At 67.9% G+C, this 15,438-nt stretch carries 11 protein-coding genes and 3 pseudogenes; 3 read left to right on the top strand and 11 right to left on the bottom strand.

The window, feature by feature from the left end:
* Positions 1–478 (bottom strand): annotated as a pseudogene (locus AB0H32_RS40320) (IS1380 family transposase); the annotation flags it as partial.
* Between the two features lie 249 nt (positions 479–727).
* Complete coding sequence (locus tag AB0H32_RS40315; RefSeq protein WP_361131950.1) at positions 728–2,305, bottom strand: MFS transporter; 1,578 nt, start codon at positions 2,303–2,305, stop codon at positions 728–730.
* Between the two features lie 1,046 nt (positions 2,306–3,351).
* Here AB0H32_RS40315 and AB0H32_RS40310 point away from each other — a divergent pair.
* Positions 3,352–3,651 (top strand): annotated as a pseudogene (locus AB0H32_RS40310) (tyrosine-type recombinase/integrase); the annotation flags it as partial.
* An 84-nt stretch (positions 3,652–3,735) separates the two neighbouring features.
* Here the strand turns inward: AB0H32_RS40310 and AB0H32_RS40305 are convergent.
* From AB0H32_RS40305 to AB0H32_RS40265, 9 genes are all read right to left on the bottom strand, one after another.
* Positions 3,736–4,257, bottom strand: coding sequence for an adenylyl-sulfate kinase (locus tag AB0H32_RS40305; protein WP_361131947.1), 522 nt, complete (start codon positions 4,255–4,257; stop codon positions 3,736–3,738).
* Positions 4,254–5,042 (bottom strand): phosphocholine cytidylyltransferase family protein, encoded by a 789-nt coding sequence (locus tag AB0H32_RS40300; RefSeq protein ID WP_361131944.1) that lies wholly within the window; start codon positions 5,040–5,042, stop codon positions 4,254–4,256. Before AB0H32_RS40300 ends, AB0H32_RS40305 begins: the two co-directional genes overlap by 4 nt.
* On the bottom strand, positions 5,039–5,647 hold the full coding sequence (locus AB0H32_RS40295; protein ID WP_361131940.1) for a gamma-glutamyl-gamma-aminobutyrate hydrolase family protein: 609 nt from the start codon (positions 5,645–5,647) through the stop codon (positions 5,039–5,041). Before AB0H32_RS40295 ends, AB0H32_RS40300 begins: the two co-directional genes overlap by 4 nt.
* Positions 5,644–7,995: a PEP-utilizing enzyme gene (locus AB0H32_RS40290; RefSeq protein WP_361131937.1), complete on the bottom strand. Its 2,352-nt coding sequence runs from the start codon at positions 7,993–7,995 to the stop codon at positions 5,644–5,646. Before AB0H32_RS40290 ends, AB0H32_RS40295 begins: the two co-directional genes overlap by 4 nt.
* On the bottom strand, positions 7,989–8,756 hold the full coding sequence (locus AB0H32_RS40285; protein ID WP_361131934.1) for a class I SAM-dependent methyltransferase: 768 nt from the start codon (positions 8,754–8,756) through the stop codon (positions 7,989–7,991). Before AB0H32_RS40285 ends, AB0H32_RS40290 begins: the two co-directional genes overlap by 7 nt.
* A 108-nt stretch (positions 8,757–8,864) precedes the next feature.
* On the bottom strand, positions 8,865–9,770 hold the full coding sequence (locus AB0H32_RS40280) for a sulfotransferase domain-containing protein (protein ID WP_361131931.1): 906 nt from the start codon (positions 9,768–9,770) through the stop codon (positions 8,865–8,867).
* Between the two features lie 46 nt (positions 9,771–9,816).
* Entirely contained in the window at positions 9,817–10,983 is a 1,167-nt protein-coding gene (locus AB0H32_RS40275; RefSeq protein ID WP_361131928.1) for a beta-ketoacyl synthase N-terminal-like domain-containing protein, read from the bottom strand.
* A 98-nt stretch (positions 10,984–11,081) separates the two neighbouring features.
* A complete protein-coding gene (locus tag AB0H32_RS40270; RefSeq protein ID WP_361131925.1) occupies positions 11,082–12,116 on the bottom strand; it encodes a methyltransferase in 1,035 nt (344 codons plus the stop codon).
* A gap of 153 nt (positions 12,117–12,269) precedes the next feature.
* Entirely contained in the window at positions 12,270–12,485 is a 216-nt protein-coding gene (locus AB0H32_RS40265) for a hypothetical protein (RefSeq protein ID WP_361131922.1), read from the bottom strand.
* An 886-nt stretch (positions 12,486–13,371) separates the two neighbouring features.
* On the opposite strand from AB0H32_RS40265, the gene AB0H32_RS40260 reads away from it, so the two are divergent.
* Both AB0H32_RS40260 and AB0H32_RS40255 read left to right on the top strand, forming a co-directional pair.
* Positions 13,372–14,277 carry a LysR family transcriptional regulator gene (locus AB0H32_RS40260; RefSeq protein ID WP_361131919.1) on the top strand — a complete coding sequence of 302 codons (906 nt, stop codon included), beginning with the start codon at positions 13,372–13,374 and terminating at the stop codon, positions 14,275–14,277.
* Between the two features lie 37 nt (positions 14,278–14,314).
* A pseudogene (locus AB0H32_RS40255) lies at positions 14,315–14,886 on the top strand (IS630 family transposase); the annotation flags it as partial.
* Between the last annotated feature and the right edge of the window lie 552 nt (positions 14,887–15,438).

The raw sequence follows: 15,438 nt of genomic DNA, 5'->3' as shown, positions 1-15,438 counted from the left end.
GCGCCTCGCGTAGCAGGCTCGCCGTGCCCTTGCCGGAGCCTGCCGAGCCCTTGCGCAGCCTGGTGGCCACGATGACCGGTGCGCACGTTGCGGTCTTGAGCGTGACGATCCGGAAGTGCGGGCCGCGCTGTTTGGTGCAGCCGAAGGAAGCGCCCTGTTCGGCCCGCCCGTAGACCTGCTTGACCTTGGAGTCGATGCCCACACACACCACCTCGTCCGTTCTGGGGACCAGGCCGGTGTGTGCCGCGAGATTGCAGGTAAACGCCCGTGTGGCCGACTCCGGTTGGCGTACGTGCCCCCAGGTGAAGGCGCGCAGGAACGACCCCGGCGTGGACGGGGCGCGCACGCCGCCGGGCAGACGCGACAGGCCACCGTGGCGCAGCACGTCCAGGTCGTCGATGCTGTCCGCCCCAGCCGCCATCCCGCCCACGATCGACAGCGCCTTCACGTCGGCAGCCGTCCCGGCGCCGTTGGCCACGCCGACGAGCTTTCACCTTCTCGGCCACCAGGGCGGGCAGACCGCACCGCTCGGCCAACCGGATCGTCGGGACGAGCCCGGCATCGCGATCAGGCCGGGGGCATCGAACGCGGCAAACAGTTCCGCGGGCCTGCGGGAGACTTTCACTTCAGAGGTGCCTTGCCGATCGAGCGCGGTGGAAGCGTAGGAACTCCCATCATCGCAGGTCAGCAGGCACCTCTTCCTATTTCCCCGTCCACAGACAGCCCATCACGCGGTGGATCGAGGCTCAGAGCTGAGGGCCTCTTCGTAGTCCGGCTCCGGCGTCGGAACCTTCTTCTTTTCGACAGCAGGCAAGGTAATCAGCAGCACAGCTGCTCCGAGGAGTGCGATGACCGCGATCCAGCCCGCGCCGACGTGCATAGCATGGATAAACGCATTATCGGCAGCCTGAGCAAGAGCGGGCCGGTGGATAGCGGTGGCGACGTGGCGGGCCTGTTCGGCAGAAACCCGCGCCTGATCCCGCACCGGACCGGGTGCACCCTCCAGCGAAGGTTCGATCGCACGTCGGTACATGATCGACATGATCGTGCCGCCTACTGCGATTCCGATCACACTGCCGGTTTGTCGCACGGTGTTGGTGACGGCCGATCCTGCACCGGCCTGTTCCAACGACAGGTTGCTGATCAATGCGGCCGTAACGGGACCGATCACCATGCCGATCGAGAGACCCTGTACCAGCAAAAGGATCTCGATCCAGACGAGTGGAGTTTGGAGTCCGAGGAACCCGTACCCGCCCATGGTCAGCGCAGCCACGGTTAGCGCCGGCACGGTGACAAGGCGTAGCGACAGGCGGCGAACCAGGCGCGTGGCAAGGGGCGCCCCCGCGAGCGCGCCGAATGCGGTCGGGATATTGGCCAAACCCGCCTTCATCGGCGAAAATCCGAGCGCGCCTTGCAGGTAGAACGCGTTATAGAAGGTGATGGCGGCCACAGCAAAGAGCAGCAATCCGAGAGCCACATTGCCGCCACCGAATGTGCGTTGCGCGAGCAGTCGCGGATCAAAGCTGGGCACCTTGACACGCAGTTCGACGAGTACGAAAACGGCCAGCAGAACCAGACCGACAACGATCGGCGCCCAGACATCAGTACGACTCCACGCAGCCACTTGCCCCGCCCGGATCAGCCCGTAGGCCAACGCCACGAGCCCAGTGATCGACAGCAACATTCCAGCGGGGTCCAGTGGCCGCACAGTGGGGCTGCGGAAATTCGGAACCAGCACGGCGAGCCCGACCAACGCCAATGCCGCGACCGGGACATTGATGAGAAAGACCGAGCCCCACCAGAAATGATCGAGCAGGGACCCCGCCAGCACCGGGCCGGCAGCCATTCCGACACCGGCCGACGTCGAGAAAATGCCGATCGCGGCAGCCCGCGCGGGGCCAGTAAAGGTCCACATAAGGATGGCCATCATGGCGGGCGTGATCAGCGCGCTGCCCACCCCCATCGCAGCTCGAGCTGCAATCAGCTGGCCCGCATCACTTGCGTACGCCGCCCACAGCGAGGACGCGGCGAAGATCACCAACCCACTGGAAAAAACAGTCCGGTGACCGAACCGATCGCCCAATGCGCCTGCAGAGAACATCAATGTGGCGAAGGCCAGGGTGTACGAACCGGTCGCCCATTGCAGCTGACCGGGATTGGCCCCCAGCCCACGGACCGGGTCTGCAAGGGTCTCCAGTGTAGTACTCAGGACGGTATTGTCTATCCAAATCAGCAGCGAACACAACATAAGAACGGCAAGAATTAACTGCTGCCTGGCCTTCGGCAACGTTGGAGGCGCGGTCATGAACACCTTCGGATATCGATCGGCGGGATCTGAACGACTGGACTATAAGCAGACCCCACGACGCTGTCAAGCTTAGAGTTTCTTATCGAGCCTGTTGCGGCCGAACGGAATATATGCCCTCAGCCGGATTTGCGGACTGAATAATTTTGTGCCCCTGGCGGATTTGCGAGTTGAAGGATTTCATGTCTTCCGGAGGGTTGCGGCTGAGCGGATTGCATGCCCTCCAGTGAGCTGTCGCACCGCGGCCAGCGACCCCAGCTCGGTGCCCACGCCAAACCGCAGAGGTGAGGCCGACGACGACGCCCATGATCACGGTGACGGCCTGCACGACGGAGGCCCCGTCCGAAGCCGATCGCGTACCAGTCGTCGGACAGGTAGTGGCTGTCCTGCCGGAACTTGGCGGTCTTGGGGTCACTGGCGGCGTCGGCGGGGACGGTGATGTCGGACTTGTTGCAGACTGGGGGCAGTTCACCGACGGCGATGGTCCCGCAGCCGGGCACTGGAGGCGGACGGCGCCGCGGGTGTCCGGGCGCTGCTTGGTCATGAGGAAGTGCGGCTCGCGGGCGGCGATGTGTTCGATGAGCTGCTGGTTGTCCCGAATTTCGCGTACGGCTTTGTCGTCCAGGCCCTCGGTGGCGTGGACGAGTGTGGCCGGCATGTGGGGACAGACGAGGGAGCCGTCGATGAGCAGGTACTACAGCCGGAGATCTTGAGGATCGGTGATGGGTGGGATCGGCCGGTGGTGGGCCCAGGGTCGAAGGCGGTCAGGGAGAGGGTCTCCGCGGTGTCGGTAGTGACTGACCATGGCGCTGGTCTGGTGGAGCCGACGCCGTAACTCGCGCGTCAGGATGGTCTCCACGGGGTGACGGGGGGTGAGGCGGGTGGCGGCCAGGCAGTGCCGGATGGTGTGGACCGAGGGCCGCAGAAGCGGGCCGGGGATCAGATGGGTCCGCCCGGTTCATCTCGCGGGGCGGGCGTCGATTGATGGTTTCCTGAAGGCGCGGACGTCTCTTATCCCCTGTGGATGACGATACTTGGCCTGAATAATGCTTGAGCCGTCCAGTGGCAGCGGCTCATGTGCTCCTTCGAACGACCCGGACGAGCTCGTTGGAGGAGCCTGCTCGATACCACGCCACGCCGCCTGCGTGGACGGCGGCGAGACAGTATTCGTCAACCTCTTCCGCTCGCCCCTGGGCAGGCCGATGTCCTACCCCAACACCACGGGCATGTTCGACCGCCTGGCCCGCTCCGTGGCCCACCCCTTCCGGCCCCACATGATGCGCCACTCCGCCACCACGGCGTGGCTGCGCAGCGGAGTGGACCGGGACGTCGTCCAGCGTCTGATGGGTTGGCGCCGCTCACCCCGGAGGGAGCCGGATCAGCGGACGCCTCCCCAGCCAAGCCGGTCAACCGGTCGCGGCGAGAAAGCACTACGGCACGACCGCCCGCACGATGAGGTCCGCCGCTCGCTCCGCCGTCGTCTCACCATGGTTGTCGATGACGAGGTCGGGGGTGCGGGGGAACTCCGCGCGGGTGTCGACCCCGACGACGCCGCGCAGAGCCCCGGCGTCCGTCCCTTCGGGGCCGTAGAACGCGGCGCGGCCCTCGCGTGTGCGCAGCTCCTCGATCGGCACCCGCAGCCAGACCTCGACATAGCCGGGGGTATGGCGGCGGTTCCAGTCGTGGACTTCGTGGAGGAGCGAGATCGTCGAGCAGACGACCAGGTGGCCCTGGGCAGCCAGTTGGTGGGCGAGCTGGGCGTAGAACATCGCGAGGCGGCGCCGGTCCGCCTTCTCGTATCCGAACGCCACCGGAAGGATCTCGCGCAGGCGGTCACCGTCGAGCAGGATCGGCCGCTTGCCGGAGGCGATCAACCGGTCTGCCACCAGGCGCGCCACCGTGCTCTTTCCCACGCCGGACAGACCGGTGATCCATACGACTCCGTGCTTCATTCGGATGTCTCCTCCCGGGGCGAGCCCGATGGGTCCTGGGGTCCGTTGACCTGATCCGCGTCAAGGCGCCGCAGAACCTCGATACCGACGGGGATGTCCGACGGGTGGTCGAACTCGCACCAGGGTCCGGCGGCGGGCACGGTGGCGATCTCCAGCAGTCGCCGCTGGACCAGGTGTCGGAGCAAGCCCGTCATGTCCAGTGCGGCGACACGGGCGTCAACGGACCTGGTTCGTCGGATGACCGACCAGGCCGTCGGAGTCATCCGGAGCAGCCCCATGTACTGGCCGTGCACCTCTTCGACGCTCAGTGCCCGGCCGCCGATGTCCATCAGGTGTCCGGCCTCGTCCCGGACGAACGTCTCCGCGTCGCAGAGCGGGTCCGCGAACCGGCGGCTCCACAGGGCGAGCCAGTGCGGGTCGTAGGATATCGCCAACTCGGCTTCGGCAGCGGCGAGTTCGCGTACGGTGTCGGCGCCGTACACGATGTCGCCGTACGAGATCAGTACGGCGTCCTCGGACAGCCAGGGCTCGGCCACCGCCAGCGACTGCGCCATCGTCGTCCGCGCCCACTCGGGGTTGCGGAAGACCGGGTAGCCGGTCGCGTCGAAGGCCTCGGCATGCCAGCCCGCGACTACGCCGACGCGCTCGGCCCCGCCTGCCCGCAGCGCCGCCACCTGCCGTTCCAGGAGGGTCCGTCCGGCGATCTCGACCAGGCACTTGGGGCGGTCGTCGGTGAGCCGCCCCAGCCGGGAGCCGCGGCCTGCAGCAAGGATGATCGCCTTCACGCGGCTCCTCCGCCCAACAACTCTCGTACGGCGCGGACATCGACCGGATCGAAGTCGGCTTCCCGCTCCGGATGCCACATGATCCCCTGGATCCGGGCGTCGCGGTGGCGGATCGCTTCGATCACGTCGCCGCAGGAGGCGGTGGCCTCAAGGGGCGCCGTCACCTCGCGGGCCGCCAGCCGGTGGTAGCTGTTGACGTTTCGGATCACTCCGTCGGTGCCGACGATCTCGTGATGGGTGGCCACATGGCCATCGACGCGGACGAGTCTGGCGCCGAAAGCCTGCAGAATGACCTGCATGCCGCGGCACACTCCCAGCAGCGGGACGCCCTCCTGCACGGCCCAGTCCAGCAGCCTCGCCTCCGTTTCGTCCCGTTCCGGTGACGGTCCGCCGTACTCGGCCAGGTCGTCTCCCCCGGAGAGCACCACACCGCGCAGCCCGGCCTCGCGTGCCGTGCGCAGTGCCTGAGCCGGATCGTTCGGCAGCGGCACCGGGGTGACTCCGCAGGCGGACAGGAAGGGGAACCAGCGCACGTCCAGGGCGCAGCGCCGCTCTCCGAACTCACTGGGCGGCAGCGCCCGCTGCGTGATGCCGACCATCGTCATGGCAGCACCGCCACCATGCCGCCGGCCGCGTCTATGTCCAGCGCCCGGGCGTGCGACCACTGGCGGAACAGTGCTTCCCCGACCCCCACCACCGCCGGGATGCCCAGTTCCAGCGCCCGTATCGCCATGTGGGAGTTGACGCCACCGAACGCCGTCACCAGACCCCGGATGCCACAGGCGAAGAGCCAGTCGTAACCGGGGTCGGCACTCGCGATGAGGGCGATCGCGCCCTGCGGCGGGTTCCCAGCGTCGATATCGGCCACGTGGGCGAGTACCCGGCCGTGGGTGACAAAGTTGGGCTGCGCCTGCGGGGACACGAAGCTCCACGCGTCGTGTTCGCTGGTGACCAGGGGCGGCAGGCAGACCGTTCTGCTGTCCACGTACGCCTCGCGCCCCCGGTCCACGGCCTCGCGGAGGACGCGGCGGTTCTTGGCGGGGTCGCCGGTAAGGGTGCTGATGGTGGCGCAGTCCACGTACGACATGTCGTCGGCGGTGAATCCCAGTCGCTCGCCGCACTGCCGGATCTCCACGAGTGTGTCGCTGAGCACCGACGTGAAGTCGAACTTCCCGTTCTCCCGGCCGCGGATCGCGGACCCGATGAAGTGCAGCAGCCGTCGGGCGTCGAAGGTGAAGCCCTCGCGGGCGATGAGCCGGTCGATGCTCCGCAGTTGGACCGCCGACGGCTTGAACACGGGCGGCCGGTCGCTGTCGCGCCGTCGGCCCGACCAGTCGAAGTACCGCTCGGGCGCCTCGTCGTAGCGTGGCGAGAGGATGTCGTATGTGCCCGGTCGCAGATGACCGTACTTCTTGAGGAAGGGCTGCCGGTCCATTGCTGTGAAATCGCGCTGCAACTCGCCGGCCACCAGACCGAGGCTGCCGATGAACTCCACCTTCTCGGCGGGTGACAGGACTCCTTCGGCGACCAAGTCGTCAAGCAGCTCGGTAGAGATGAACGCCGCGCGGGCCAGGGCCGCGAACGGCTCGGTTCCGAACTCGGCGCAGACCGTGAGCCGGGACGCCATGGCCGGCCCGCAGCACCCTGGTTGCCCGGCCGCACACCCGGGCGCGTGCGCCGCGGGTACGCGCGCCGAGTCGAGCCGCCGCAGCCGGGCGAGGTCTTCCTCCCACAGGCGTCCTGAGACCAGCCGGTTGGTCAGCCGCCGTAGACTGGTGCGGAGCGTGGCGCGGTCCTCGGCCCCGAACCCCGCGTCCGCCAGCTCGGCCAGCCGTTCCCCGGTCCGGAGGGCGTGCGCGGACACCACGATCCTCGACTCCACCTTGTCGTGCAGATGCGGCGAGGCGACCAGCCGCTCCAGCCAGTGGTCGACCAGCCGTCCGGCGAGGTCCGTGGGGACGTCGCGCGGGATGAAGGAGGTGGCGCTGGCTCGTACGTCGATGTACGCGAGTCCGGCGAAGTCGACCAGCAGCGGGACGCCGCGCAGGTCTCGGTAGCCGTAGCGGTGACGGGCGCGCGCCCACACCTCGTCGGTGATCAGCCGCCGGTACAGGGACAGCGCCAAGGGCCGCGGCCGCAGCCCGATCATCTCCGCGGGGTTCCAGTCGGGCATCACCCCGAAGACGCCGCGTCCTCCGAGTACCGCGGGCGCGACGTGGCGGGCGTCGGCGATCCGCTCGGCCACCTTCGTGAGCACCGTGCGGTGCGCCGCCGGGGTCACCGGCGTGGCGGCGCAAACCAGCGGTCTCGCCTGGAGCAGGACCAGCTCGTCTTCCGCGTCGACGGCGAACTCGACCTCGATGCGTGACTGTCCGATCAACTCGGTTATTTCGGCCAGCAGTTGCCACACCCCGGCCAGCAGCGGCGTCGGCGCCGTGGCCGACCGGTCGTACGCGGCGCCGTAGGAGATCCGCAGGGCCGCCGACCGGCCGCCGGTCACGGCATCGGTACGGTCGTCCTCGCTCCAGTTCACGACGGCGTACGGCGCGCCACTGCTCGGGTCGCAGGAACACGCCACCCCGCTCGCCCGGGACCCGGTCAACTCGGGCTGGATGAGCACTTGGTCGTCCGGGCGCTGCTGGTCGTACGAAGCGAACACCTCGTCGACGGCTGCCGCCAGCTCGGCCCTGCCGCGCCGCCCGGTGAGCGAGCGGAAGCGCCCCGCCTGGGACCCTGTCGCGGTGTCCTCGGTCACCGCGCTGCTGCGCACGATGAGAGCACCTGCGGCCCACTCCTGACGCAGTACCTCATCAAGCAGCCGCTCCCTGGACATCCGCCACTCGTGCAGCGCGAAGTAGCTCAGGGGCAGCACGCGCGCGGTGGTGACCAGCGGGGCCAGACGCGCGAGTGATTCGGCCTTGGTGCCCAGGCAGACGCCGACGCGGTTCACCACCCGGCGCCCTCACGGTTCGCCCGCGCGATCCACGCCCGGGTCACGTACGGCACGTCGATGTACTCCTCGCCCGCCCCACGCACCAACTCCTTTATGGCGCCGAGCACTTCATCGAACTCCTGCCCGGCCTGCTCACCCAGCGTGGCGTGTGAGGCCCAGGCGTCGCACCACGCGTCTGCCCGCAGCCGGAAGACCTTGCGGCCGGACAGTTGAACGGGCGACTCGAACAGCCCGCTCTCCTCGATGACGGGGCACTGGTCGGTCCGGCGGGTTCCGTAGGCGTAGCCGGGCACCCGCTCGTGGATGAGACGCTCGATCCGTGCCTGCAGCGGATCCTCCAGATCGCGGTGGTTCCACAGGCACGCGAAGAAGCCGTCCGGTTCCAGGATGCGGGCGGTCTCCTTGAGAGCGGCCAGACGGTCCGTGCGGTCGAACGACGAACCGAAGGTCACCAAGCGGTAGTGTCCGCTCGGCCGTCCGCTGGTCTCCCCTGTGCCGTTGTGCCACGTCACATCGCCGAACCGGGCGGTGCGCCGTTCGCCGGTGGCGCGCATGGCGGCGGTGGGCTCCACGGCGTCGACCCGCAGCCCGTACTCCAACAGCGGCTCGGTCAGATGGCCGGAGCCCGCGCCGATGTCGCAGACCAGGTCTCCGGGCCGCACGCCCGCTGTCCGGAGCATGCTGCGGATGACGCTCGGCACGTACTCCGGGCGCTCCTGGTATGTCGCGGAGTAGGGGGAGTAGTCGAACACAGGGGTCATGGCTCTCCTCATGGGGATGTGGCGGGATCAACGCGGTGGAACCCGACGGGACGTGACGCGATGTGTTGTAAGGGGTGGCGGAGGCCGGGCACTCGACCGACCGGCGCGCTACCGGCCCTCTCGTGTGCGGGGTTTCGCCAGCTGGTAGCCGAACGTGGCCGCGGTCTCCAGCAGTCGCGGTGTCTGGAACCGGGCGGCGACGCTCTCGTCGCCGTACCACTCCCGCCACTCCCCGACCATGCCGCGTCGCATGATCCGGGGCTGGTTGCCGACGGCACCGGCCGCCGCCGAGACCCGCTCCTCGTGGGCGCGCATGTTCTCGTACCGGCTATGCCGCACGGCCTGCTCGACCGCCGCCGGTGTCCGTGGCACGCCGAACACCTCGAGCAGACCGGACGCGGTGGCCTCTGGGTCGGCCTTGAGATCTTCGAACCGGATCACCGTGAAACGGCGAAAGCGAGGCAGCGCGGCCGCCCACGCGGTGTAGAAACCGGCCCACCCCGCGATGGGGGGTTCGTCGTTGACACCACGGCCGTCGAGGAACTCGGCGAACGTGCCCTGTCCCTTCACGCCCTCAAGCCGCCAGTGCGCGGCGAAGCCGCGGAACCACTGGTAGGACGAGTACACCGCGTCGCGCGGGTCGCGGACCAGGAGCACGGCGCCGGCCAGCCGACCGTGGTCGAAGTGGTCCGGGTACAGGTGGTTCTTGAAGAACCGCGGCCCGTCGTCCGCCCCACCCTTGCCGCCCCCGGCGTTCCGGTCGCTGGCGGCGGTGGCGGACAGCCTGCTCCGGTAGGCCAGGCGGTCTTCGATGACCCGCGATGTACCATCCTCGCCCACGACTTCGGTGTACGGGTCAACGTACGCGAACCCCAACTCGATCAGGACGTTGCCGATGAGCGCTGCCCCGGAGCCGGGATAGCCCGCGACCACCACGTCCCGCGCGCCGAGGCGGGCGGCGTTGCGCATGTGCAACTCGACGGGGTCGGCCGCCTCCGCTCGCAGAGGTTCCATGTCATTCCCCTTCTTATGTGTGTACAGCGGGTGGCCCGGGCCGCGGTCAGTCGACGTCGCCGTAGACGGCCGTGGTGATGTTTCCGCCGAATCCCAGGCCGAGTTGGGCGGTGATGCCGCCCGGGTGAATCATCCGTCCGCGAGCCAGCTGGGGGTGTGCCTCGGCCTCGGCGGCTGCTGCGGGAAGCAGGCCCTCGCTGTACGCCCGGGCGGTGATGACGGTCTCCAGTAGGGGGGCGGTGCCCATGGCATGGCCCAGCATGGGCTTGAAGCAGTAGGCGACCGACTGCTTACCCAGGTGCTCGACCACGGCGGTGTCGGCCTCGTCGCACTGCGCGGTGCCCGTGGCGTGCGCGGCGTAGAAGTCGACGTCCTCCCGGGCCACTTCGGCGTGGCCGAGCGCGGTGTCCATGGTTCGGATGAGGTATTCGAAGGACGGCGCGATGGAGACCGGGTGGTAGGCGTCGTTGCCCAGAGCGGAGCCCAGCAGGCGGATGCGCCCCTCGGTTCCGGGCTGCCGCGCCGGTGCCAACACGAGCGCCGCCGCGCCCTCGCCCATGATGAAGCCGCGGGTGCCCTCGTGGAACGGTCGGCACACCTCGCTGGGTGGAGCGTCGTACACCAGGGCTTTGAGAGCGGCGAAGGCGCGTATCTCCTCACCGTCGTAGCCGACATCGGCCGAGACCACCACCACGTCCGTCGCGTCGCCGGTGGCCAGCAGGCGCTGTCCGATGGCCAGCGCGTGCAGCCCGGAAGTGCACGCGGCACTGATGACCAGGGACGGCCCGTGGAACTGGTAATGCTCGATCACCCGAGCCGCCGGGGTGGTCCACACCTGCTCGACGAACCGACGGCGGGGGTTGCCTGGCTCCGGCTCGAGGTACCGCTGCCGCCACCGTTCGCGGTCGGCCCCAGTGGTGGCGTACAGCAGGGCGACCCGCTCCCCCGGCCGCCAGCCGCGGCCACGCGCGTCGGCGATGGCCTCGTCGGCGGCGGCCGTCACCGCCCGCGCGTACCGGGTGGTCCCCGCCTCGGGGTCGCCACCTTCGGGGATGCGGGCCAGCCAGCACGGATCGGGGAATCGTCCGCCCAGGCCGGCGTGCGCTTCGGCCGAGGTGTTACCTGACAGCAGACCAGACCACAGGTCGTCCATAGACCAGCCGTAGCCGCTGACCGCGCCGATACCGAGGATGTCCGCAGGGGGAATGGGCATGCTGCCACCTTGGGGATGAGTGCCATGGACAGGACGAGGAAGTGCACGGACCGGAGCGCATGGTCGGCGCCGGTGGGTTCCCGGCCGGGCCGGGCGGCTCATGCGTGGCCGGGTCGCCCGGACTTCCGGGCGACCAGCAGGCCGTTGACGCCCGGGGGCGCGTCGGCCGCCACCGGCACCCGCCGCACCGTCGAGAACCCGGCCCGGGCCAGCATCGACTCGTACGTCGCCCGGGAGTGGTTGGCTCCGCCGACCGTGTCGACCAGCATGTTGAGGCTCATCAACGCCGCAGGTGGCGGGCCTGTGCCGTCGTCATCCACGAACGCCTCCGCGATGACCAGCACCCCTTCGTCGTCCAACGCAGCATGGCACTTGCGCAGGATGGTGTCGTTCGTGCGCTCGTCCCACATGTGCAGCACGTTGGTGAGGGTGACGAGGTCGTGGCCGCGAGGCAGTTCGTCATCGGTGAGCAGGTCGCCGCCGAGCGTGCGGACGCGGTCGTCAAGCCCGCGGTCCCTAAGCCTGAGCGCGGTCAGTTCGCACACCGCGGGCAGGTCGTAGATGGTCGCCCGCATCCGAGGGTTGAGCTGGCACAGCCGAATGCCGAGTTCTCCCGGGCCGCCGCCGACATCGAGGAGGCGACGGAACGGGGAGAAGTCGTAGGCAAGCACGATCACTTCGGCGAGGGACGACGACACGGAGGCCATCGCGTTCCAGAACAGCTTGACTTCTCCCGTGGCGTCGTCCACGGCGAACTTGGTGGGACGCGCGGCGGGGTCCCATACCGTCGGCCGGTTCTCGCGAATGGCGGTCAGCAGGTCCTCCCAGCCGGGGTACTGCTGTTCCTCCACTAGTTGTATGAAGCCGCCGAGGTAGTGCCGCCCGGTGGAGACCAGGAACCGCTGGGCCTGGGCGCTGTTGCGGTAGCGCTCGGTGCCCGGGTCCCGGTCCAGCAGTCCCAGTGAGCAGCAGGCAGTGAGCAGCATGTGCGTGGGACGCTCAGCCAGGCCCAGCGCCGTGGTCGCCTCGGCCGTGCTCAGCGCGCCGCGGTCGGCGAGGAGGTCGAAGAGACGGAGTCGGACGGCCGTTGCCAGGACCTTGGTTCTGCGAAAGCCGTCAAGGAGGTCCAGCACGGCCGCGGGGGTGTTGCCTGAACAGTCGGTCTGGGGGTTCCCGGTTTGCCTCACTTGCCCTCCACGGTTCCGCGGTCTGTGTGGTGTTGCAGGTCAGCGCCACCCGGCCGGACGCTGGGTCCGGCTCTCGACGCCTCGTGATACGCCGTCCGTTCAGAGTTGCGCCGAGGTCGACCGGCGCGGCCATGGCGTGGGCTCCGGAATCGTTGAGATGCATGCCGTCACCGCTGTCGAACTCGGCGTACCGCTCAGGTCGGCCGTTTCGAGGAGCAGCAGGTTGTCCGGGGATAGCACGTCCTGGGTGATGGCGACGTGATATCTCACCTGCATCTCGGCTTCGATGGCCAGGTCTTGGGCGACCGGAGACACGGCGCTTCCTCTCTGCGGTGATGCGAAAACTCTCTGTGGTGATGTAAAGAAATCGCAGGGTACTCAGCGCATGCGAGAGCCGCGGGAACGGTTGGGCGTCGCATGTTCTGGAACGCCCGGAACCAAAAATTCCGTCCACCTGGATTCGGTGACGGGAGTGATTCCATTGCGGCCGCTGGGCGCCGTTGCGCTGGGCGCTCATCCAAACCCACGCGGACTGGAAGTTCAAGCAGAATGATCACCGCGCATCACTTATTCAGGGCCTGCATAAATGCAGCGCGCGCCCATTTCGTGCCACACCCATGGGTTCATCCGAGGCGATTCATCGACGCGGGGGCAAACGGCATGCCTTCCCCTCGGTACACCTGACCCTCGACAGATCGGCACGGACGCCGGCGCGAGACATGCGCGAAATCAAGCCTTCCGGCTTGAAACTTTCGATCGCGAAGGATGCCGCGAGCGCCGATATTTGTTACCAAAAATTGACCACTGCGGAGGTTTAAGTTCAGTCTGAAACTGGCTTTTTTGTGAAAATGGACACTGAAAGAACACGCTTGATTGCCAAGAGTAAATGAGCATTCAACTGATGAGCACCCCTTAACTCAAATGAGCAGGCATATGCATAGTTGAGCTTTCAACTCATGCCGCCCCCTTCTGGGTATGGTGTTAGATGCATCAGCGGGCAGGCGGTGGTGACACTGCGACAAGCGAATATGTCGCGCTTTCCCTCCAGCCCGCAGTGCGTTACCGAGAAATAACGGGGGAGCGACAGCCACGCGATGGTGGGCGCGGTCTGTCGCACGATTTACTGCGACAAAACGGCCGGCGGGCTGGCCTCCAAAGAATCGTTGCGTCGAGCTCCCCGTTTTTTTCTCTCCTGCGAACTGTGATCACCGAACAGGAGGGGGCTTCGATGATTCGCGATCAGGTGCGTTCACCCAAAACAGATGTGGAGCTGTCGCAGATCCGCTGCTTCATGGCGGTGGTGGAGACAGGCAGTTTCACCGATGCGGCGCAGCAGCTCCAGGTAAGCCAGCCCACTGTCTCCCGCGCCATCCAGCGGCTGGAGGCCTCGCTCGACACCCAGCTCCTGGACCGCTCTACGCGTCACCTCACCTTCACCGAGCAGGGCAGGAGGTTCCACGGGGACTTACAGGAGGCGTACATCCAGTTGAATCGCGCGATCAACCGACTGCACTCCTCCTCGATCCTGCGGATCGGCTTCTGCTGGCTGCTCCCCGAAGTATTCTCCCGGTTCGTCGCTCGGTTCGCGAAGGAGGCCGACGTCGACTTCGAGTTCCTGCGCGACGACACCGCCACCGCCGGTTTGCACAGTGGACACACCAATGTCGCCCTCTTGCGCAACGTTCCCAGCCACCTGCCCGTCGTCGCGGTCCCGCTGTGGGAAGAGCCCCGGGTGGCAGCCGTCGCGCGCAGTTCACCGCTGGCCCGGCGCGACCACCTGGACTGGGCGGAACTCGCCGACTGGCCGTTGGTCGAGAACACGGTGAGCGGAACGGCCTCCCCGGACCTCTGGCCGACACAGCACCGCCCCAAGACTGTCGTCAGGTGCGGCAACTACGACGAATGGCTCGAGGCCGTGGCCGCTGACCGGGGCATTGGCACGGTGCCCGAGCTGGCCTCCCGGCGCACCAGCCACTCCTCTGTCGTATTCGTGCCCCTCCAGAACGCCCCGGCGATACAGGTCTCCCTCGTCCTGCCCGAACGCGGCGCGCATCCCCTGGCCGAGCGTCTCGCATCAGCCGCTAGACGGGAGTTGGGCCAGGATTGACACGCCGCGTGTTGCATCGGACTTCAGGGTATCCACGGAGACAGTGCGCAAGTGGCGCTCGCGGTTCGTGGCCCGGCGGATGGCGGGCCCGGTGGACGAGCCGCGGCTGAGTCGGCGCAAGCCGGAGCTGGTGCTCTCCGAGGCCGAGCGGGCGGAGCTGACGCGCTGGGCGCGGCGGGCGAAGACCGCGCAGTTTCTGGCGCTGCGGGCGCGGATCGTGCTGCGGTGCGCGGAAGGCGGGACGAACAAGGAGGTCGCCGCCGAACTCGGTGTATCGCAGGGAGCGGTGAACCGCTGACGGTCGTCGACGTCGTCGGCCTGTACCACCATCCGCCCGAAAAAGCGGTGGTGCTGTGCGTGGACGAGAAGAGCCAAATCCAGGCGCTGTACCGGTCCCAGCCGGTGCTGCCGATGATGCCGGGCATGCCCGAGCGGCGCACCCACGACCACTACCGTCACGGCATCACCAGCCTGTTCGCCGCCTTCAACATCGCCGACGGCAGCGTCATATCGGAACTGCACCGCCGCCACCGGGCCATCGAGTTCAAGAAGTTCCTTGTCACGATCGACAAGGCTGTGCCCGCCGGCCTCGGCATCCACCTGGTACTACGGCCGGAGATCTTGTGACGGGGCTTGCGGAGCGTCGTTGACCGGGCGTGATGATGGGTGTGACGGCTGAGCAGATGGCCGAGTGGGATGCCTAACTGCTGGCCACCGCGTTCCTCACCGTTCAACGCGCCGCCATCCCCGAACCCGGCCAGTCCCCCGAACCCGAGCCGGATGCCGGCCCGGAGCAGGCCCCCGATCAGGGAAAAGCTCCGAGCATCGACGAGAGCGGGGCTGCTGTCTGATCCCCGGCCCGCTCCTGCGGCCCTCGGTCCCCACCATCCGGCACTGCCTGGCCGCCACCCACCTCACCCCCCGTCACCCCGTGGAGACCATCCTGACGTGCGAGTTATGGCGTCGGCTCCACCAGACCCGCGCCATGGTCAGTCACTACCGACGCCGGGGAGATCCTCTCCCCGACCGCCTTCGACCCTGGGCCCACCACCGGCCGATCCCACCCATCACCGATCCTCAAGATCTCCGGCTGTGGTACCAGGCTGCGCAAGGGCTGGGCAGGCTCCGGCAAGGGCGCGGCGAGCCTGCTACGCGAGGCGT

It is taken from the genome of Streptomyces sp. NPDC020362, assembly GCF_040642095.1.
Lineage (GTDB): Bacteria > Actinomycetota > Actinomycetes > Streptomycetales > Streptomycetaceae > Streptomyces.
Note: the sequence above shows the minus strand (reverse complement) of the source record. Positions and strands in the feature narration are given on the sequence as shown.

Coding starts and splice junctions, on each gene's coding strand:
- AB0H32_RS40315 (WP_361131950.1), bottom strand. CDS start 2,305: ATGACCGCGCCTCCAACGTTGCCGAAGGCCAGGCAGCAGTTAATTCTT.
- AB0H32_RS40305 (WP_361131947.1), bottom strand. CDS start 4,257: ATGAAGCACGGAGTCGTATGGATCACCGGTCTGTCCGGCGTGGGAAAG.
- AB0H32_RS40295 (WP_361131940.1), bottom strand. CDS start 5,647: ATGACGATGGTCGGCATCACGCAGCGGGCGCTGCCGCCCAGTGAGTTC.
- AB0H32_RS40285 (WP_361131934.1), bottom strand. CDS start 8,756: ATGACCCCTGTGTTCGACTACTCCCCCTACTCCGCGACATACCAGGAG.
- AB0H32_RS40280 (WP_361131931.1), bottom strand. CDS start 9,770: ATGGAACCTCTGCGAGCGGAGGCGGCCGACCCCGTCGAGTTGCACATG.
- AB0H32_RS40275 (WP_361131928.1), bottom strand. CDS start 10,983: ATGCCCATTCCCCCTGCGGACATCCTCGGTATCGGCGCGGTCAGCGGC.